Origin of the sequence: Gardnerella coleohominis (assembly GCF_002896555.1) — a bacterium.
Lineage (GTDB): Bacteria > Actinomycetota > Actinomycetes > Actinomycetales > Bifidobacteriaceae > Bifidobacterium > Bifidobacterium vaginale_F.
In genome coordinates, this window is record NZ_MNLH01000001.1 from 392,394 (window position 1) to 411,270 (window position 18,877).

Below are 18,877 nucleotides of genomic sequence, written 5' to 3' on the forward strand. Positions count from 1 at the left end.
ATTAGTATTTGCGAACTGGATCTTTTAACCATCGGCATGATTTTAGACATGTGGACGGAGAAAGCAAACGATAGTGTGAAATACGATAAGCTCGCAAGCCAAGCAGAGTTTGATAAGTTCTAATTTAAAGACTTGAGTATTTTTGGTATGATAATGATAAATATAGTAATAAGCACAAAAAATGGGAAAATATATTTACATTAATATCAGATTGATGTAAAATGAAAAGATTTACGAAAGGAGTATGAATATGATTTATTCAAATGAAAGAAAACTATATTTAAGTGGTTGGCTAAAGAATAATGACAATACATCATATGAGACCCCTTTAAAGTTGCAAAAATTTTTGCTGTTTTATGAAGCCTTTACGAAAGTATCTGGAGAAACACCTGATTTTAGTCATTTAAGAGGGTATAAAAAAGGTCCGGTATTTAGTAATGTTTGGGGAGATTATACTAAGGAAAGAGCAAGCTTTAATGTGGCGGCTCAGAATGCGTATGATAAAAATGTTGAAGCTATTAATGTTAAAAGGGCTGAAAAATGCGCTTTTATAGTTGGTACTATGACGGAAAAGGAATTATCTGATCTTACACATCAGATGAATCTTTGGAAATCAAAAGAAAATCGCATTGTGTCTGGTGAGTATCAAGTAGATTTAGATGAATCGGACTTCAATTATAATGATAAAAAACTGATCGATGCATTAGATGCAATGTATTCAACAAATATGGTAGAAAACTCAAAAATTATAAATTTAGATAAAAAATACTTTGTATTTTCAAAATCTGATTCGGAATTACTTACGGAGAAACATTTCGATATGATGCTTACTCTTGCGGAAAATGAAGAACTCCATAATCCAGTATTCGTCGATATTGACGAAGAAGGGAGGCTTCTGATTGATTAACGAAAAAGATGTTGTGAGGATGAAAGTGCCTTATCCGTCTATATCGGATGGGATGGCTGTGGCTTCACATATGTATATTTGTAATAAACATTCGGGTACAGTGTATGAGTATATTAAATGTCAAACACTAAAACCTTATATGCTTATTAGAAACCCAATGGTTCATTATCATGATGAGCAGCCAGATATATCTAGGAATCCATTTACGCGACCAACTAGAATAGATTGTGATAAGTTATTTCTGACAACTACAGTACATTATGATGATCGATTAAAAACATTAAATCGTCCAGATGTATGTGAGGATTTATTTAGATCTGTACGAGTAGAATTATTGAAAGACGGCTATACGAACATAAATATAAATGAAATAGAACTAAAGAACTTGAATAGATTGATTTACTGATAAATTAATCATGGAAGATTATTTCTAGCACTTACTAAATAGTAGGTGCTTTTTTCATGCCTATTTTTAGGAAGGAGGTGAAGTTATGGCAAACAGGATTAAAGGTATTACTGTTGAAATTGGTGGGGATACTACAGGCTTAGATAAGTCTTTACAACAGGTGAATTCGACTATTCGCTCAACCGAACAGTCGCTTCGTGATGTTAATAGGCTTTTGAAACTTGATCCGACTAGCACGCAGCTTTTAAGCCAAAAGCAGGCTTTTTTGCAGAAAGAAATCCAAGAAACGTCTAATAAGCTTAACGTTTTGAAACAGGCGGATAAGCAGGCTAAAGTACAGTTGGAAAACGGGGAGCTTGGTAAAGACAAGTATGATGCTTTGCAGCGTGAGATTGTTGAGACAGAAAATAGTCTTGATAGTTTAAAAGAAAAATTAAAACAGGTAGGTAGTGTTAGTTTAACCAAGCTTAGTAGCCAGTTTGATAGTACGAGTAAAAAGATAAAGAAACTAGGAGATGGTATGTCATCTCTTGGTCAAAGTTTAAGCACGAAAGTTACGCTGCCGATTGCTGCTATTGGTACTGCTGGTTTTACTGCTGCAGCAGACTTACAGGATGCTATGGGGGCTACAGAGCAGATTTACGGTAAGTCTGCTGACAGAATGCTTAAATGGTCAGGAAGTTTGAAATCCTATTATGGTATTGCTCAAGGTCAAGCTTTAGAGTATGCGAATACTATGGGCGCGATGTTGAAAAATATTGGTGGGAAAAGTGATGCTGAAGCAGCCGAGATGAGTCAGAAGCTGGTTGCTCTTGCAGGTGACTTGTCTGCTATGTTTGGTGGCACAACCGAGTCTGCTGTTCTTGCTTTAACAGGCGCGCTTAAAGGTAATAATGCGATGCTTGACAATTATGGTATGGGTGTTAACGAGGCGACTATTAAAGCTAAAGCTCTTGCCATGGGTTTGCATGATGGTAGAGGCGCGATGAGCTTGCAAGCGAAACAGGCTGCTACTTTGGCTCTTATTATGGAGCAGACTGCTGACGCTCAAGGGCAGGCTGGGCGTGAAGCTGCGGGCGCTTCGGGTTCTATGAAGATTCTAAAAACAGAGTTGCAGAATATTGCTGCGACTATTGGTAATGTTTTACTTCCCGTCATAACACCATTAATGCAGAAAATATCAGCATGGCTTTCTAAATTTAAACAGCTTTCTCCAGAAAGCCAAAAACTTATAGTTACACTTGGGCTGATTGCTGCGGCAGTCGGCCCTTTTTTAGTGGTTCTTGGAACGTGTATTTCTAAAATAGGTGTTGCTATACAAGGGTTTTCTAAACTAGCTTTGTTTATAGGTAAAATGTTCGCAAGTTTTACTTCCGGCTCTAGTATTCTTGAAGGGTTAGGCGCTGTTTTAGGTGGAGTATCCGCGCCAATACTCGCGGTTGTTGCGGTTATTGGTGTTCTGGTAGCAGCTTTTGTAACCTTATGGAACACTAACGAAGAGTTTAGAAACAGTGTTATTGCTGTTTGGGAGAAAATCAAGGAAACTTTCACCGGTTTTGTTAATGGTGTTAAAGAAAAACTGTCAAGCCTTGGTATTGATTTTACGAGTATTGTTGAAGGGCTTAAAACAGTGTGGAATGGTTTGTGTGCTATTCTAGCTCCACTGTTTGAAGGCGCTTTAAATTTAAGTTTTACTAGTTTCAAAACCGTTCTTGATTTAATCACAGGCGTTTTAGACGTTTTTATAGGATTGTTTACCGGTAACTGGTCTCAGCTTTGGAATGGTGTAAAAGAAATTTTTACCGCTGTTTGGAACGCGGTTAAAAACACGTTCATAACGGTATTTAACACGTTAAAAAACGTTTTTAACGTGTTTTTGTCTTTCTTTGGCACTAGTTGGAACAAACTGTGGTCGAGTGTGAAAAACTTTTTCATGAATGTTTGGAATGGTATCGTATCGTTTTTCACTAACGTTTTAAACGGTATTAAAAACACTGCAACAAGTGTTTGGAATGGTATTAAAACTGCGATCATGAGCGTGGTAAACGGTATTAAAACAAGCATTTCAACAGTGTTTAATTCAGTAGCAAACATGGTTAAGTCTGTGTTTAACGGTATTAAAAACACGGTTGTGTCAGTTTGGAATGGTATTAAAAACGCTATCATCACTCCGATTGAAGCGGCGAAAAACAAGGTTAAAGCAGTAATCGACGCTATAACAGGGTTTTTCTCTGGCATAAAACTTAGTCTTCCTCATATTAAACTGCCTCATTTTAGTATTAAAGGACAATTCTCTCTTACGCCACCGTCTGTACCGTATCTTGCTATCGACTGGTATAAGAAAGCAATGAATAAGCCGATGCTGTTAAACGGGGCGACTATTTTCGGTGAGAAAAACGGGCGTATGCTTGGCGGCGGTGAAAAAGGCCCGGAAGTGATCATGGGGCTTGATACTTTGCAGAATATGAGCGCGGGAGCGAACACGCAAATGCTTAGTGTTATGAACCAGATTCTAGCGATTATGGACGCGTATTTCCCACAGTTTTCCAACCAGAGTATTGTGCTCGACACTGGCGAACTAGTGGGTGGTATCGCGCACAGGATGGACAGTGAGCTTTTCAAGCTTCAAACAAGAAAAACAAGGGGGTGGTAAAAGTGTATGGGATGCTAATAAACGGGTTGCATAGTTTTAACGATCTAGGGCTTGTTGCTACAAGCCGTCCACGCGTTCAACTTCCAGAACCTAAATTAGAGTATTTGCAAATACCAGGCAGGCAGGAAAGTATTGATATTAGTGAAAGTCTTGCCGGTGAAGTGTTATACGAGATGCGTGAAGGCTGTTTCGAATTCATTGTTGCAAACAAAAACAAGTGGAGTGAAACATGCCATAGGGTTAAAACGTTAATCCACGGTAAGAGTGTGAAACTGTCTCTTGATGATGAACCATTGTTCTACTATCAGGGTCGAATGTGGGTTAGTGGTTTTAAATCGGATAAAAACTATTCAACTCTCACACTCAACTATAAGCTGCAACCATATAAGTATAGTGTAGATGATTCGGATGGGGTTCACACAATATGGGGTGTGCAAGTAGATGATAAGCGGGAAATAACACTCGTTCACGATTTTGACATGACGCTGATTCCAGAATTTAACAACCTGTCATCTAACAGTATGCTACTGGATTCTAATGGTAAAAAGTATGAGATTAAAACAGGTGTTAACCGTTTCCCACAGCTTCGTTCAAAAATAAGCATGAGTTTAACATTCGTTGGAAACGGGATGGTAAATATTTCCTATAAAAGGGGGTGGTTGTGAGTGTACAGGATCATGCTTGACGGTAATACGATTTACTATCCGAATGATGATAAAGCGGTACTTGATGATATTACGTTAAACTTGGAGCTTAACACTGCGGGAACGTTAACGTTTACTTGCCCGAGTCAAAACCCTTGCTATGAGCTTATTAAAAACCGGAAATCAATAGTAAGCGTGTGGCGTGACGATGAGGAGATTTTCTTCGGCGAGGTTAGAGAGCAAGTAAAAGACTTGTATGGTAGTAAGAAAGTAACTTGCGTAGGGTTGTTAACTTATTTAGCGGATAGTATTCAACCTCAGAAAGAATATCATGATCAGAGTTCCTACCAGCTTTTAGAAAAACTTTTACAAGCTCATAACAGTCAGGTAGATGATTATAAGAAAATAAGAATTGGTTTCGTCACCGTATCTGACTCGAATGATTCGCTCTACAGGTTTACTAATTTTGAAACCACGCTTGAAGCGATTATGGGTAAAATGGTTGAAAAGCTTGGCGGATATTTGCGTCTTAGGAAAGAAGACGGGAAACTTTACTTAGATTACCTGCATTTGGAGGAAATAGGGAAAGCTACAAGCCAGCATATTAGTTTCGGCTTGAACCTGCTTGAATACGCGGAAAACCTTTCAGCAGAGGATGTTACTACAGCGGTTATTCCTCTCGGCAAAGAGTTGGAAAACGAGAATGGTGAAAACGAGGTTCTTAAAAAGCATGTTGATATTACTTCAATAAACAATGGGAAAAACTATATAGTATCTCGTGAAGCGCAAAAAACATTCGGCTGGGTTTGTAAAGTTATTAATTTCAATAATGTGACAGTTCCAACTAATCTTATGCGCAAAGCTACTAAATGGTTACAGGATAACCAGTTTGAGCATGTAGAAATAAGCCTTAGCGCGGTTGACTTATCCGAGTTAGGTTTACATTATGCGACGATTAAGTGTGGGGATAGGGTTCGTTGCCTCGCTCCACAATTTGGCATGGACCGTGTGTTTCCTGTAGTAAAAAAGACTATACCGATTCAAAAACCAGGCGAAGTTAGAATCGTGCTTGCGAGCAGGATTTCTAAAGGGTATGTGCAAAACGTGTCGCATGCTGTTCAAACGTTAAAAGAAGAAGCGGTTGAAGCTAGAAAAATTGATAACGAGCGTGTTAAAGCTGCGATCGATAATATTAAAGCGCAAATGGGTAATTCTCAAAGCGGCTATAAGATAAGCGAATACGATAGTAAAGGCATGTGGGTTCGTGACCTTTACATGGATACGCCTGATAAAAACACTGCTACGAAAGTGTTACAGGTTAACATGAATGGTATTGCTGGAAGCCATAACGGTTTTTCAGGGCCTTACAATACTGCGATGACTCTTGACGGCATGGTGTATGGTGACAGGATTATCGGGCATTCGATTGACGCGGAAAAACTTTCAGTTTCTTACACTTCGCAGGTAGAAAAGCAGATTAGTAAAGCAAAAAACGAGGCTATAAAAGACACTGGTAGGAGGCTTGAAAACTATTACACGATAAGTGAAATCAACACGAAACTAAATGTTACAGACGGTAAGATTGAGGCTGGTGTTGAAAGCGTTAACCATAGTCTTAAACAGAAAAACGGTAACTATTACGGTTCGTATACTCCAAGCCATTTTAACGCTCCTATGAGCTTGTGGCTGACTGATAGTGAAAAAATGCAGCATGTTGGTGATTTTTTCTACGACACGTCAACCGGCTACGCTTACAGGCTTATTGTTAAGCAGGAAAGTTTAGCCGTAAAATTTAATGAGAAGTCGCACACGGAATCAGCTTTTGACGATTTTGTAGACATTTTTTACAAGTATGAGGATAAAATTTACGCTATACCGGGTTTAACTGGTGAAAAAATTTCTGGCGCGACAGTGTTTGTTCCATCAAGTGAGTTTTGGCTACATTTTAGAACTAACTGGTCTCCGTTTGACAATTATGGTTTTAAGATTGATAGCATTAAAAAAGAGTATTCAGGAGAAATTTCAGGATACGTGTCTAAACTGCCTGAAGATATTAACATTATTGAGGTTGAAGGTGAAAATTATCCTGAGTCTGAACACCCGTATAAAGGTGGAACAAGCAAACTATGGCATTACGTTTCCGCTGACAGTATAAGTAGTTTTAGAACGTTCGATTGGCTGAGAGTTAAAGATAAAGATATTGAGGCTGCTAAATTCACGGCTGATAAGGCTATTTCTAAACTAACCATAGTAGAAGATTCCATATCTTCAATGGTTAAAAAAGGTGATTTTGGTAGTTTCATGCAGCAAAACTATAACAGTTTCCTTCTCGGGTTTAACCATTCGAGTAAATACGTGCAAATAACACCCGGGCAGATAGAGCTTTACGATGGTGAAGTTGATGAGGATCATAAAAGAGCTGTTTTTGATAAAAACGGGAACAACTTCTACCGTAACGGCGTGTATATTGGCTATGTTGGAACCGGCGAGTGGGAAGAAGATAATTCTCACAAGGGTCTAGTTTTTCATCTTACTAACGACGGAAAGTATATGGCTTTCGCGCAACGTAAAACGGCTGATGAAGAAACATACGCTACTATGCTGTGTTTTTCACGTTCACAAAGCATTTATAAAGAGTATGGTATTCACGCTGGATGCAACTTTTACATGCATGGTAACAAGATTATAGATCCTGTTTGGCAAGACGGTGCAGGAGTAGACGCGGATATTAACTATGTGCAGATTATTGAAATGAACCAGGATGGGAAAGCTTCAAAATGGGGTTCTAACGCTCACATGGTGTTTAAAAACGGGATACTCATGAAAGTTAAATACTATTAAAAAACGCGGAAGTGAAGCGCGGAAGTGAAAGTAGAGGAGAATTTGTTATGGAGAAACTAATTATTCACACAAACAAAATAGTGGCTAATAAAGGCACGCGCTTAAAAGACGTGACAGAAAGTATTACAACACCTGTAGTTGATAATACGAAAATTTTATGCGAAATCAGCCACAAGCTGGATATTATTCTAAAAAGATTGGAGGAGAGTAGTGGTAAAACCGACAATTAGCTACGCGGTAGCTGTGCAAAAATATAAGGCTGAGTTAAACGAAAAAATAGTCGAGTTGAATAAGCAAATACCAATACCTACTTACATGATAGAAGGCATTGTTGCAAGCGTATTATCTGATATGCGTTCGGCAGTGATTGCGGAAAACTCGATGGAATATGAAGTGTATGTGAAACAGTTAGAAGACTATTTTAATTCTAGAGAACGCGAACTTAACGACGAGATTTTGAAAATAAAAGCCGAAAAAGCCGAAAAAGACGAAAAAGATGAAAAAGATGAAAAAGATGAAGCGGCTGGGAAAAGTGTAAAAGATGAAATGGTTGATGAAGGTGAAAAAGATGGTAAGGAGTAGTCATGTGTTGAAAAATAATATCAGTCGAAATACTGAAAAGCTGAAATGCTGAAATGCTGAAATGTTAGGGCAGGTGTGGGTTAAACCATGCCTGCCATTTTTTATTACTTTCTACTTTTTACTTTTTGTTTTTATAAGAGTACTGGCAAATGTTAGGAAAACTTGTAAGGAGAATTATGAGAGGATTTTGGAATAGTGCTCAACTGGCTTTCACACTAGTAGGCGGCTGGCTGGGATACTTTTTAGGCGGGTGCGACGGGCTGATCCTCGCACTCGTTTTATTTGTGGTAACGGATTATATTACAGGCGTGATGTGTGCGGTCACGGATAAGAAACTGTCTAGCAGCATTGGTTTTAAGGGCATCTTTAGAAAGGTGCTCATTTTTATGCTTGTTGGCATAGCAAACATTATAGATTTTCATGTTTTGAAACAAGGAAGCGTGATTAGAACCGCAGTAATTTTCTTCTACCTATCTAACGAAGGATTATCTTTAACCGAAAACGCGGCTCACCTGGGGCTTCCCGTGCCTGAGAAATTAAAAAACGTTTTAGAACAATTACACGACAAGAACAGAAAGGACAATACTCATGAGTAAAAAAGGAATAGACGTATCAGAGTGGCAGGGTGACATTGATTTCAACGCGGTGAAAGCATCCGGCGTTGAGTTTGTGATCATTCGAGCAGGATACGGTATCGGATGCAAAGACAAGTGGTTTGAACAGAACTATCGTAAAGCAAAAACAGCTGGTCTTGACGTGGGAGCCTACTGGTATTCGTACGCAAACTCTGGTTTTGAGGCGGCTGAAGAGGCTCAAAGCTGTGCGAACATGCTTTCAGGTAAGAGTTTTGAGTATCCTGTTTACTTTGATTTGGAAGAAAAAAGCCAGCTTAACCGTGGGCGAGCTTTCTGCGATTCGCTGATTACCAGTTTTTGCAATAAGCTGGAAACTTGCGGGTATTATGCAGGCTTTTACACCTCGCTTTCAACCGCTAATAATCTTGTGTCATCTCATGTTAGAAACCGTTACGCTTTGTGGATCGCACAGTGGAACACGCACTGCAGTTATCAAGGCTCGTATGGTCTTTGGCAATACTCGTCAAGTGGCAGTGTGCCTGGAGTAGCCGGCAGAGTTGACATGGATTATGCTTACGTGGATTATCCGAGCATTATTAAAAACGCTGGATTAAACGGGTGTAAAAACGGCGGCTCTGACCAAGCTGCGCGCACGTCAAGTATTGATGAGGTGGCGCGAGAAGTTATTAACGGCGCGTGGGGTAACGGTAGCACGCGTAAACAGCGTTTAACTTCTGCCGGATACGATTATGCTACGGTACAAAAACGAGTAAACGAACTCTTGTAAAACAGTTTGAAACATGTAAAGCCCGAGGCTTGTTCCTACATTGGAGCAATCCTCGGGCTTTTTTTATTTTTTTTTTAAGGTTAAATTGTCAAGTCAAGAGGTTAAAAAACACTGTTTTTTCTTTGCCTGTGATGTAAGGAGGCACAGGCAAATGAATGTGGAAGAAAAACAGCAAGTCAAATTACTAAGAGATGAAGGTCTTAGCTATACGCAGATTGCAAACCGTATGGATGTTTCCGTTAATACGATTAAAAGCTACTGCAAACGTAATAGTCTAGGCGTAATCCAGTCTATGAAAACACAGACGGAATTATGTGAATCTTGTTCAAAACCAATTAAGCAAAACACAGGAAGAAAAGTTAAACGTTTCTGTTCTGACGCGTGTAGAAACACGTGGTGGAACAAGCATACACAGTTGGTAAAAAGACAGGCAAACTATGAGTGTGCTTGTCTTAACTGCAAAAATTCTTTTATCTCTTACGGTAATAAAACCAGAAAATACTGCTGCCACGCCTGCTATATAGAACATCGTTTTGGAGGTGAGCATCATGCAAATAAGTAATGATGTTCACGGGCTAAAGGATGTTAAAGCGAGAGCTTGGACAAAAGAGAGTATGCAGGCGGATTTTCGTTTTGAAATAGCCGAAAAACTTACCGCTTCACTCTTTAAAAAAGGGCTTATCAGCGAGCAAGAAAAAGAAAAAATAAGCCGTCTTAACAGGGAAAAATTTCACCCGTTTTACAAGGAATTATTGGGTTAAAAGCTTGATAAACACTGCTTTTAGAGTGATGAATAGTATTAGCTGAAAGTGAGGGGAAATAGTGAAAGAGATAATAAAAATAGACTCTACAATGCGAAAAACTGGTTTTGAGAAAAAGACGCGGGTTGCAGCGTATGCGAGAGTTTCTAGTGATAGTGATGAGCAGCTTCTCAGTCTAGAAGTGCAAAAGGAGCATTACGAAAACTATATTAAGTCTAATCCCTGCTGGGAGTATGCGGGGCTTTACTTTGACGAGGGTATTAGCGGCACGAAAATCGGTAAGCGTGAAAGTCTTAAACAACTGCTTAAAGACTGTCAGAGCGGTCAGATAGACAGGATTATTACAAAGTCTATTAGTAGGCTTGCAAGAAACACGGTTGACTGTCTTGAAATAGTTAGAAAACTTACCGGTCTCGGTATTTATTTGTATTTTGAGAAAGAAAACATTGATACCGAGCATATGAGTTCAGAGCTTATGCTTTCTATCCTGAGTTCTATTGCGCAAAGCGAGTCAAAATCCATCTCGGAAAACAACACGTGGGCAATTCAAAAACGGTTCGAAAACGGAACCTTCGTCATTTCCTGCCCTGCGTATGGGTATAAAAACGAGAATAAGAAAATGATTATAGTTCCCGAGCAAGCCAGGGTAGTAAAAGAAATTTTCAACATGGCTCTTTCCGGCATGGGTGGAGAAGCAATAGCACGAGTATTGACCGATAAAAAGATTCCAACTAAAAAGGGCGGAAGTTGGACTTCAAGTACCGTGAATGCTATTTTGACTAATAAAACATACACAGGGGATGTGATTTTTCAAAAGACATTTACAGACGATAATTTTAACCGTCATAAAAACTGTGGCGAGAAACAACAGTATGTTATTGAAAACCATCACGAGGCTATCATCAGTCATGAAACTTTTAATCTTGTAAAAGAGATTATCGCGTGGAGAAGAAGTGAAAATAATATAGTATGTGGTAGTGGTAAGTACAATAAGCTTTATGCGTTTTCAGGTAAAATTCGTTGTGGTGAGTGTGGAAGCAAGTGTAAAAGACGAATAATTTATCAACATAATAAGGCGTATGGCATATGGGTTTGTATAACGCATCTTGAAGATATTCATGCTTGTTCACAAAAGTCTGTTATGGAAAGTTATCTTAAAATTTCCTTCCTGCAAATGTTAAACAAGTTAAAAGCAGGATACGTTCAAATGTTGACTCCTCTCGTAGAAAGTTTGAGAGGTGTGAATAATAAAGACGGTTTGAACAAGGTTATCGAACTCGAAGAAAAAATAGCTAAATTGCAAGAACAAGAGCAAGTACTCAGTAAGCTTTTAGCCGGTGGCTATATTGAGATGGATTCCTACTATCTGGAAAGCAATCAGCTTAAAACGGAAATGGATACTTGTCTTAAGGAAAAACTTAAGCTTTCCAACAGTTTAAACGGTAACTTAACGCACTTAAACGAGGTGCAAAAACTTCAACGGTTCGTAAGTGTCACAGAAGTATTTAGCGAGTTTAAGGATGAGGATTTTCTGGATTTTGTAGACGATGTCGTAGTTAAAAGCAGAACAAGATTTCTTTTTATTTTGAAATGTGGATTGGAATTAGAAGAAGAGGTGAAAGAAACATGGCACGCATCCCATATGGTTACAGAATAGTAGACGGTAAAGCGGTTATAGATGAAGTAAAAGCTCAAGAAGTAAGAGAGTTTTTTTGTTTCTATCTTGAATTTAAAAATATTTCTCAAGCTGCTAAAAAATCAGGTATAAAAAGGGATTGGCCAGTCACGGGCAAAATTCTTAGCAAGAAATTGTATTTAGGAACAGAGTTTTATCCTCAGATTATCGATGAGGATATGTTTAGACAAGTGCAACAAATAAGGCATGAGAATGCTATCAGGAATCATCGTTATAAAGAGCCTAAGCCAATAAAGGAAATTCGGCTTATTACAAGCTACCAGTTAGAAAAGGTAGAAAAGAAATATGATGATCCTTATCGTCAAGCAGTATACGCGTACAGTCAAATCAAGGAGGTGTAAAATGAATGCCAACGTTACAATTATTCCACCAAGAAAAATAGCGGGGAATACGGTAGATAAGCATGAAGATAAGCCGAGGTTAAGAGTAGTAGCGTATTGTCGTGTTAGTACTGACAGTGAAGAACAGGCAACAAGTTATGACACGCAAGTTCAGCATTATACGGATTATATTTCAAGAAATCCTCTCTGGGAGTTTGCCGGCATCTACGCTGATGACGGTATTTCAGGAACTAGCACGAAAAAACGTGTCGGTTTCAATGACATGATCCACGATTGCATGAGTGGCAAAGTAGACATGGTTATCACTAAGTCGATTAGCCGTTTTGCGAGAAACACTATCGACTGTTTAAAGTTTGTTAGACAGTTGAAAGACAAAAACATTCCGATCATTTTTGAAAAAGAAAACATCAACACCATGGAAGCAAGCGGAGAACTATTGCTTACTATCATGGCTTCTTTAGCTCAACAGGAATCCGCGTCGCTTTCTCAGAATGTGAAGCTTGGACTTAAGTTTCGCTACCAGGAAGGCAAAGTGCAAATCAACCATAACTGGTTTTTAGGATACACAAAAGATGATGAGGGGAATCTTGTAATTCTTGAACAGGAAGCAAAAGTCGTAAGAAGGATTTATAGAGAATATTTAGAAGGAGCAAGTCTTAGAGACATAGCGGAGGGCCTTGAAAAAGACGGCATTAAAAACGGTGCCGGGCATTTAAAATGGAATTTATCTAATATTAAAGGCATCTTGCAAAACGAAAAATATATTGGTGATGCACTTTTACAAAAAACCATCACGACAGATTTTATCAACCATGTTCGTATAAAAAATGATGGAACAGAACCACAGTATTATGTCAAAGATAGCCACACGCCTATTATTCCAAGAGATATTTTCTTTAAAGTTCAAGAAGAAATGGTAAGACGAGCCAACATGTTTAGCGGTGAGGAGAACAAAAAAAGAAGAGTCTATTCCAGCAAGTACGCTTTATCCAGCCTATGTGTTTGTTCTAAATGCGGGGATATTTACAGAAGAATTGCTTGGAACAATCGAGGAGTGCATTCTGTTGTCTGGCGTTGTTGCACCAGAGTGGAAAACGGTCCTAGTGCTTGCGATGCTCCGACAGTAAAAGAGAACGAACTGCAATCTGCCATAGTGAAAGCCATAAACAAGGTGTTTAGTATACCGGATGAAGTATTGGATACGTTGAATAACAATATTAGAGAAATTATCGCGGGCAACAACTTAAGCGAGATTGAAACGGTTGATAAAAAAATCGCAGACAAACAAGCGACACTACTAACCTTGCTTAAAGCTAAAAAAGACTACACGAAAATAGCTGATGAGATTGATGAGCTTAAAGGTAAGAAACAGCAGCTTCTTATAGAAAAAGCAGGTCAAGAAGATGCTAAAAGACGAATCAGAGAAATGGAAGATTTTCTGAAAAATGAGCGTCACGATATTAGTGAATATGACGAGAAGCTGGTAAGAAAGTACATCAAGAAAATAAAAGTTTACGAGGACAAGTTCAGCATAACTTTTAAATCAGAGATTAGTGTGGATATTGAAAGGGCATCGTAAAAGCCAAAAGAATGTGAGCATTTGAAATGTTACAAAACTCAGCCTAGGGGGAATCCTCTCTAGGCTGTTTTTGTTTTTATGCTAAAATCAAGTTATTAAGCCAATCTTAAACCTTTTAACGATAGCTTTTTCTATCGTTAAAAAGTGCACCCACTATCAATAGTGTGCACTCAAAAAAGTGTAGCTATACTACCTGTTCTCTCAATCCAAGTCGAGACTGTGGCGTTGTTGACAAGAGAATAAAATTAAACAAAATCAAATGGATCAAAAGAATAGAAAAGAGGAAAATTATAGTGGAAAAAGTTATGGAGCATAATTGCGGATTTATTAACGATAAAAAAGCATTTAGATATAGAGCAGCAGCCATCATAGTAGAAGAAGGTTGTGTGCTATTTGCAGGAAATGATGAGGACGACTATTACTACTCAGTTGGCGGAGCGGTTCACATGGGTGAGACATCAGAAGAAGCCGTAAAGAGAGAAGTATTTGAAGAGACAGGTCTTAATTACGAGGTCGATCACCTTGCCGTCATACACGAGAACTTATTCATCGGTAGCTCTAGCTTAGATGGAGTAGACTTCCATGAGATTACACTCTACTACATGATGAAGTCCCTGGGCAAAAAAGATTTTACGAGCCATAGTACTACAGAGTCAGGTGCTAAAGAGACAATGCATTGGTTACCTATAGATGAGCTTGATAAGTGCAAGGCTTACCCTACATTTATGAAAGAATATCTTAAATCGGAGCATAGTGGAATAGAGCATATAATTTCAGATGAAAGATATTAATGAATCCCACTATTATGGCAAGAGATCGTTACATAAACATTATTTCTGTTTATGTTCGGACAGAACAATCAGTCGAAAACATTAGCCAGGATACCATTAGAGCAGTTCGAAGATGTACTCTCTTACATAGATTATGAAAACATAGATCATGATACAATTACGCTTATCGGAGTCTCGAAAGGCACAGAATACGCGTTGATGTCGTAGCAATGATCATTGAATTCGGTGGAGAGGGAGAAGAAAATCAGAAGTCTAAAGCGGAGTCTCAAACCTTGATACTTGAAACACTTATGTTTTGGATTGATTACCGTAGTCCCTTTACACTGCCACGACGTGGAATATCAGATTGTGTAAATTAGCATTTGAAGGAGAAATCAATGAGCTTAGATGAATTGAGGAATGATATCATCATAAAGCAGAAAAAAGGATTGCCATTTATCATGGCATCGGTGATTATATGGCTTCTGATAGTACTTGTGTCAGTTTTAGATATCAATATGGATATGAAAAATTTATTGGTATTTTGCTGTTCATGCCCATTATTACCGCTTGCTTGGCTCATTGGTAAACTTATAAAGGTGGATATCTTTTCAAAACAAAATCCACTTGGACAATTAGGCTTCATTTTCACCTTAAATCAAATGATTTATTTATTAATCGTTATGTGGGTGTTTAGTGCGGTTCCGGGAAAGATGATTATGGTATACGCTATGGTGTTTGGAGCACATTTACTGCCGTATTCATGGTTGTATCAATCAAAGGGATACACAGTTGCTGCAATTTCCATTCCGATGATTTCCTTGATTTTAGGATGTGCATTAAACGGGACAACGGTTGCTGTTGCGGCATGTATTATTGAGATAGTATTTGTTTGTGTATTACATATGGAATTAAAGAAAATGGGAGATAACTACAACAAATCCCAGTTTGTAGAGCTTAGCAAGGATCAAGTTTCTATGAAATAGAAATCTAAATCTAAATACGTTATGTGTAAATAATGGCGGTAGTAATACCGTCTTTTTTGATGCCTAAAAAGGTTTCAGAGTTTCAAGGCTAAAGTTTCAGAGTTCAAAGCTAAGGTTTCATTGTATCCAACACGTAATGAAACTATATACGAAAACTGTCAACGAGATTGATGAGCTTAAAGTTAAGAAACAGCAGCTTCTTATAGAAAAAGCAGGTCAAGAAGATGCTAAAATACGAATCAGAGAAATGGAAGATTTTCTGAAAAGTGAACGTCACGATATTAGTGAGTATGACGAGAAGCTAGTAAGAAAGTACATCAAGAAAATAAAAGTTTACGAGGACAAGTTCAGCGTAACTTTTAAATCAGAGATTAGTGTGGATATTGAAAGGGCATCGTAAAAGCCAAAAGAATGTGAGCGTTTGAAATGTTACAAAAGTCAGCCTAGGGGTAATCCTCTCTAGGTTGTTTTTTTTATGCTTAATAATTAAGCTATTAAGCCAATCTTAAACCTTTTAACGATAGCTTTTCCTATCGTTAAAAAGTGCACCCAATATCCATAGTGTGCACTCAAAAAAGTGTAGCTATACTAGGAGTTCTCTCAATCCGCATGGGCACGGAAACTTGAATCTGAAAACATTCAAGCCATTTGCAAAGAATCCGCCGATAGCAAAAGTGTTCCGTGAGATCGGTCTTGCTGACGAACTGGGAAGCGGTATGCGCAACAGCTATAAATACACGAAGATGTATTCTGGTGGAGAGCCTGTCTTTACAGAGGCAGATGTTTTTACGACAGTGATTCCTCTTTCTGAGGCGGCAACTGCCAAGGTCGGGCCGATTACCCAAGGTACCCCACAAGTCGTCCCTCAAGATACCCATCAAGTCACCCCCCAAGATCTGGAACAAAGGTTATTGAGATTAATTGATTTTTGCAGTACACCGCGAAGTAAGCGTGAGATGATGGATTACCTTGGCCTTACGGATAGCAAGAATTTCAGAGAAAGGTATCTTGTTCCTTTGCTTAGTGCAGGAAAAATAGAAATGACGATACCAGATAAGCCAAACAGCAGGAACCAGAAATATAAAAAAGTGAACATTGAAGATTAAAAAGCGACCATTGGAGACAGAAACCATATATCGAATAGAGGAAAACGGACATTCAATGTATAGTTTTGGTTTCACGAATAGGTATGTCGAGACGATGGGATTTCGTACTTATTTCCTCAGAGCGAGTCTTGAAACGAACGTCAAATCTACGGATTTGCATATCATAGGTAGTAGCATGTCCTTTGAACTTTTCCGAGAACGTATAATGGCAAAAATCGGTGTGTTTCCGAGCAAAAACATGCTTTGACCAATTCCAGCGAACGAGCACGAATCTGTCTACACACTCGACACCAAGATGAAGCAGTCGTGCCAAATCGAAGCGTTGATTCAATACATTGACTTGCGGATGGCGGATTCGACGATCTCCTGGCATATGGATGGCGATGGCACGTAAAAGAGTATTGCATATTTTTTCATAGAAGCATACCATAAGAGCAAGGTGTTTTACTATTGTAAAGATGCATAGTATGCCTTCTTATAGAGAAAGAAATATTGTGAAAAATATAATAAGCACAACTGGGAATAAAACTCATAGAGTAGTAGTCTGGATTTTCGGGGTCATAGGTATAATTGCTGTAATTGCAGCCGTTACTATAGGTCTCTTTCATTGGGCTTTATCGACAGAATATACAATATCTGCTCATTCGGAGAAATTTGAAAATCTTCGGTTGCAGCATGCGGTTGTTGCAATCCCGCTGCATAACCCTCAGACATCTCTTGTTCCCAATGGCAGCGCATTTATGTCAATTGTTTATGAAGATGGCAGTTTTAAGCTGCATACGGTGAGCAATATAGAAGGCCAAACGCCAATTTGGAATACTGAGGCGCTTCACTATACAGATTCCCATGATAGTTATTTCATACCAGTGAACGCTAAAAAACCTACAGTAAACTCTATAGAAAAGGTGCAACGTCAGAATTTTGCATTTTCTCTTGCTAATGGCGGTTTTGTTGATCTGTATGACGAAAGCATGATGAAGCATAGAGGTAAAACAACATATAAGATTCTTTCTACGACTTCTAAAGGTGAGAGTAAGCAGCAAACAATACGATTTTCAGAGAGCCTATTTATTAAAACTTGTTCTACCTGTGGCAATCAAGCGTATGCAATTGCTCAAACAGACAAGCATGAAGTTGTATTGTATCGCATGGTCAATGAAGCAAATGTTGGCCTAAATGAGGTATCGCGGCACCATGAAAAAGACATGGTGGGTGAGCAATTATACCAAGGAGAAAATGAATCTACAGGAGTAATTGATGCTGCTTATAGCCCACGATGCAACAATGGTGTGATTACTTTCTTATATTCGTATGGTCCATCGTCTGCTCGCACAAAGGATATGGCAGTAGAACACAGCGATTCTGCTGATGATGTTAAAGCTATTCAGGAACATTTTCTTGTGCGATGGGATGTGAAAACTGGTAAAATAACAACAATTCCATTGAAGAACAGCAAAGGTCAAGTGTTGTATGGTCCGACCACAGTCTCTTATGAGATTGCTGGCTACATAAACGCACAGGCATACGATGAAAAGCTTCTTCATATTGTTGATACCGAGAATGGACGAGTGTTTACTCTTGATACGCAAACAGGTGTTCTTCGCCGATTGTTAGATAAAGCTACGCGTCAAGAGTCGTCAGCTGGCGTCAACTATCGTTTGCTGGTAGGAAACCATGAAATAGTTCGTATACCATCGATTATCGATACCTCTGATTTGAAAGATTTCGTTATCGAACGATTTGATAGGAAGACTGGAAAATTATTGAAAAAAATAAAAGTTAATAAAGATTTTCTCTATTTGACAGCTCAGAAAAATACGAGTTTATATCCGGGAATTCCAGCTGTGAATCCAAAATGGTTGCAATGATCGGCAATTGACGTATTGGGCTTGATGCTTGTGAATGATTTTGCAGTGTCAAGCCCGATTTATTCTGTCGTGCGTGTAGGGGAAACTAAGGGTAATCGGCCCAAAAGTGTGTCTATTAGTCGGCGTGTAGTTAGCGTATTGCGCTCATCTTTCGCGTAATCATCTATGAATTTGTCAATAGGACACCGTTTGCCAAGTACTGTTAGGATTCGATAATAGCTGCTATTACGACATTTCTTTCTCACTATTTATATCTACTAACTAGGCAGTTACCGCATACACCACAAACATGATTATTGCAAGACCTGTTCTGCATACATGCTTTTTAAGCATGTACTACACCTAACACGCCTCAAATAAGAATAAAAACCAGAA

General features: G+C 38.6%; 18 protein-coding genes. All 18 read left to right on the forward strand.

Annotated elements, in window-relative coordinates; genetic code table 11:
• Nucleotides 1-250 precede the first annotated feature (250 nt).
• A complete protein-coding gene (locus BFS05_RS01510; RefSeq protein WP_032812428.1) occupies nucleotides 251-907 on the forward strand; it encodes a hypothetical protein in 657 nt (218 codons plus the stop codon).
• Nucleotides 908-1,398: 491 nt separating this feature from the next.
• A complete protein-coding gene (locus BFS05_RS01520) occupies nucleotides 1,399-3,966 on the forward strand; it encodes a phage tail tape measure protein (RefSeq protein WP_103084282.1) in 2,568 nt (855 codons plus the stop codon).
• Nucleotides 3,967-3,977: 11 nt separating this feature from the next.
• The gene (locus BFS05_RS01525; protein ID WP_219726412.1) at nucleotides 3,978-4,631 is read left to right on the forward strand and encodes a hypothetical protein; all 654 of its coding nucleotides are present in this window, start codon (nucleotides 3,978-3,980) and stop codon (nucleotides 4,629-4,631) included.
• A 12-nt stretch (nucleotides 4,632-4,643) separates the two neighbouring features.
• Nucleotides 4,644-7,451, forward strand: a complete 2,808-nt coding sequence (locus tag BFS05_RS01530) for a phage tail spike protein (protein ID WP_103084284.1) — start codon at nucleotides 4,644-4,646, stop codon at nucleotides 7,449-7,451.
• Nucleotides 7,452-7,498: 47 nt separating this feature from the next.
• Entirely contained in the window at nucleotides 7,499-7,681 is a 183-nt protein-coding gene (locus tag BFS05_RS01535) for a hypothetical protein (protein ID WP_076002854.1), read from the forward strand.
• Entirely contained in the window at nucleotides 7,662-8,033 is a 372-nt protein-coding gene (locus BFS05_RS01540) for a toxin (protein WP_019260891.1), read from the forward strand. Before BFS05_RS01535 ends, BFS05_RS01540 begins: the two co-directional genes overlap by 20 nt.
• A 176-nt stretch (nucleotides 8,034-8,209) precedes the next feature.
• Nucleotides 8,210-8,629, forward strand: coding sequence for a phage holin family protein (locus BFS05_RS01545; RefSeq protein WP_032834188.1), 420 nt, complete (start codon nucleotides 8,210-8,212; stop codon nucleotides 8,627-8,629).
• A complete protein-coding gene (locus BFS05_RS01550) occupies nucleotides 8,622-9,395 on the forward strand; it encodes a GH25 family lysozyme (RefSeq protein WP_103084285.1) in 774 nt (257 codons plus the stop codon). Before BFS05_RS01545 ends, BFS05_RS01550 begins: the two co-directional genes overlap by 8 nt.
• A 151-nt stretch (nucleotides 9,396-9,546) precedes the next feature.
• A complete protein-coding gene (locus BFS05_RS01555; RefSeq protein WP_103084286.1) occupies nucleotides 9,547-9,957 on the forward strand; it encodes a helix-turn-helix domain-containing protein in 411 nt (136 codons plus the stop codon).
• Nucleotides 9,944-10,156 carry an SHOCT domain-containing protein gene (locus tag BFS05_RS01560; protein ID WP_103084287.1) on the forward strand — a complete coding sequence of 71 codons (213 nt, stop codon included), beginning with the start codon at nucleotides 9,944-9,946 and terminating at the stop codon, nucleotides 10,154-10,156. The genes BFS05_RS01555 and BFS05_RS01560 overlap by 14 nt, the downstream gene beginning before the upstream one ends.
• 61 nt (nucleotides 10,157-10,217) lie before the next feature.
• Nucleotides 10,218-11,813, forward strand: a complete 1,596-nt coding sequence (locus BFS05_RS01565) for a recombinase family protein (protein WP_103084288.1) — start codon at nucleotides 10,218-10,220, stop codon at nucleotides 11,811-11,813.
• The gene (locus BFS05_RS01570) at nucleotides 11,783-12,193 is read left to right on the forward strand and encodes a serine integrase family protein (RefSeq protein WP_103084289.1); all 411 of its coding nucleotides are present in this window, start codon (nucleotides 11,783-11,785) and stop codon (nucleotides 12,191-12,193) included. Before BFS05_RS01565 ends, BFS05_RS01570 begins: the two co-directional genes overlap by 31 nt.
• Before the next feature lies 1 nt (nucleotide 12,194).
• On the forward strand, nucleotides 12,195-13,772 hold the full coding sequence (locus tag BFS05_RS01575) for a recombinase family protein (RefSeq protein ID WP_103084290.1): 1,578 nt from the start codon (nucleotides 12,195-12,197) through the stop codon (nucleotides 13,770-13,772).
• A 305-nt stretch (nucleotides 13,773-14,077) separates the two neighbouring features.
• Nucleotides 14,078-14,563, forward strand: coding sequence for an NUDIX hydrolase (locus BFS05_RS01580; RefSeq protein WP_103084356.1), 486 nt, complete (start codon nucleotides 14,078-14,080; stop codon nucleotides 14,561-14,563).
• Nucleotides 14,564-14,940: 377 nt separating this feature from the next.
• Entirely contained in the window at nucleotides 14,941-15,528 is a 588-nt protein-coding gene (locus tag BFS05_RS01585; RefSeq protein WP_103084291.1) for a DUF7010 family protein, read from the forward strand.
• 136 nt (nucleotides 15,529-15,664) lie between these two features.
• Nucleotides 15,665-15,928, forward strand: coding sequence for an integrase (locus BFS05_RS01590; protein ID WP_103084292.1), 264 nt, complete (start codon nucleotides 15,665-15,667; stop codon nucleotides 15,926-15,928).
• 223 nt (nucleotides 15,929-16,151) lie between these two features.
• Nucleotides 16,152-16,634, forward strand: a complete 483-nt coding sequence (locus BFS05_RS01595) for a Fic family protein (RefSeq protein WP_258004177.1) — start codon at nucleotides 16,152-16,154, stop codon at nucleotides 16,632-16,634.
• A 740-nt stretch (nucleotides 16,635-17,374) separates the two neighbouring features.
• The gene (locus tag BFS05_RS01605) at nucleotides 17,375-18,502 is read left to right on the forward strand and encodes a hypothetical protein (RefSeq protein WP_258004178.1); all 1,128 of its coding nucleotides are present in this window, start codon (nucleotides 17,375-17,377) and stop codon (nucleotides 18,500-18,502) included.
• Nucleotides 18,503-18,877 lie beyond the last annotated feature (375 nt).

Coding starts and splice junctions, on each gene's coding strand:
- BFS05_RS01510 (WP_032812428.1), top strand. CDS start 251: ATGATTTATTCAAATGAAAGAAAACTATATTTAAGTGGTTGGCTAAAG.
- BFS05_RS01520 (WP_103084282.1), top strand. CDS start 1,399: ATGGCAAACAGGATTAAAGGTATTACTGTTGAAATTGGTGGGGATACT.
- BFS05_RS01525 (WP_219726412.1), top strand. CDS start 3,978: ATGCTAATAAACGGGTTGCATAGTTTTAACGATCTAGGGCTTGTTGCT.
- BFS05_RS01530 (WP_103084284.1), top strand. CDS start 4,644: ATGCTTGACGGTAATACGATTTACTATCCGAATGATGATAAAGCGGTA.
- BFS05_RS01535 (WP_076002854.1), top strand. CDS start 7,499: ATGGAGAAACTAATTATTCACACAAACAAAATAGTGGCTAATAAAGGC.
- BFS05_RS01545 (WP_032834188.1), top strand. CDS start 8,210: ATGAGAGGATTTTGGAATAGTGCTCAACTGGCTTTCACACTAGTAGGC.
- BFS05_RS01550 (WP_103084285.1), top strand. CDS start 8,622: ATGAGTAAAAAAGGAATAGACGTATCAGAGTGGCAGGGTGACATTGAT.
- BFS05_RS01555 (WP_103084286.1), top strand. CDS start 9,547: ATGAATGTGGAAGAAAAACAGCAAGTCAAATTACTAAGAGATGAAGGT.
- BFS05_RS01560 (WP_103084287.1), top strand. CDS start 9,944: ATGCAAATAAGTAATGATGTTCACGGGCTAAAGGATGTTAAAGCGAGA.
- BFS05_RS01570 (WP_103084289.1), top strand. CDS start 11,783: ATGGCACGCATCCCATATGGTTACAGAATAGTAGACGGTAAAGCGGTT.
- BFS05_RS01575 (WP_103084290.1), top strand. CDS start 12,195: ATGAATGCCAACGTTACAATTATTCCACCAAGAAAAATAGCGGGGAAT.
- BFS05_RS01580 (WP_103084356.1), top strand. CDS start 14,078: ATGGAGCATAATTGCGGATTTATTAACGATAAAAAAGCATTTAGATAT.
- BFS05_RS01585 (WP_103084291.1), top strand. CDS start 14,941: ATGAGCTTAGATGAATTGAGGAATGATATCATCATAAAGCAGAAAAAA.
- BFS05_RS01590 (WP_103084292.1), top strand. CDS start 15,665: ATGAAACTATATACGAAAACTGTCAACGAGATTGATGAGCTTAAAGTT.
- BFS05_RS01605 (WP_258004178.1), top strand. CDS start 17,375: ATGTCAATTGTTTATGAAGATGGCAGTTTTAAGCTGCATACGGTGAGC.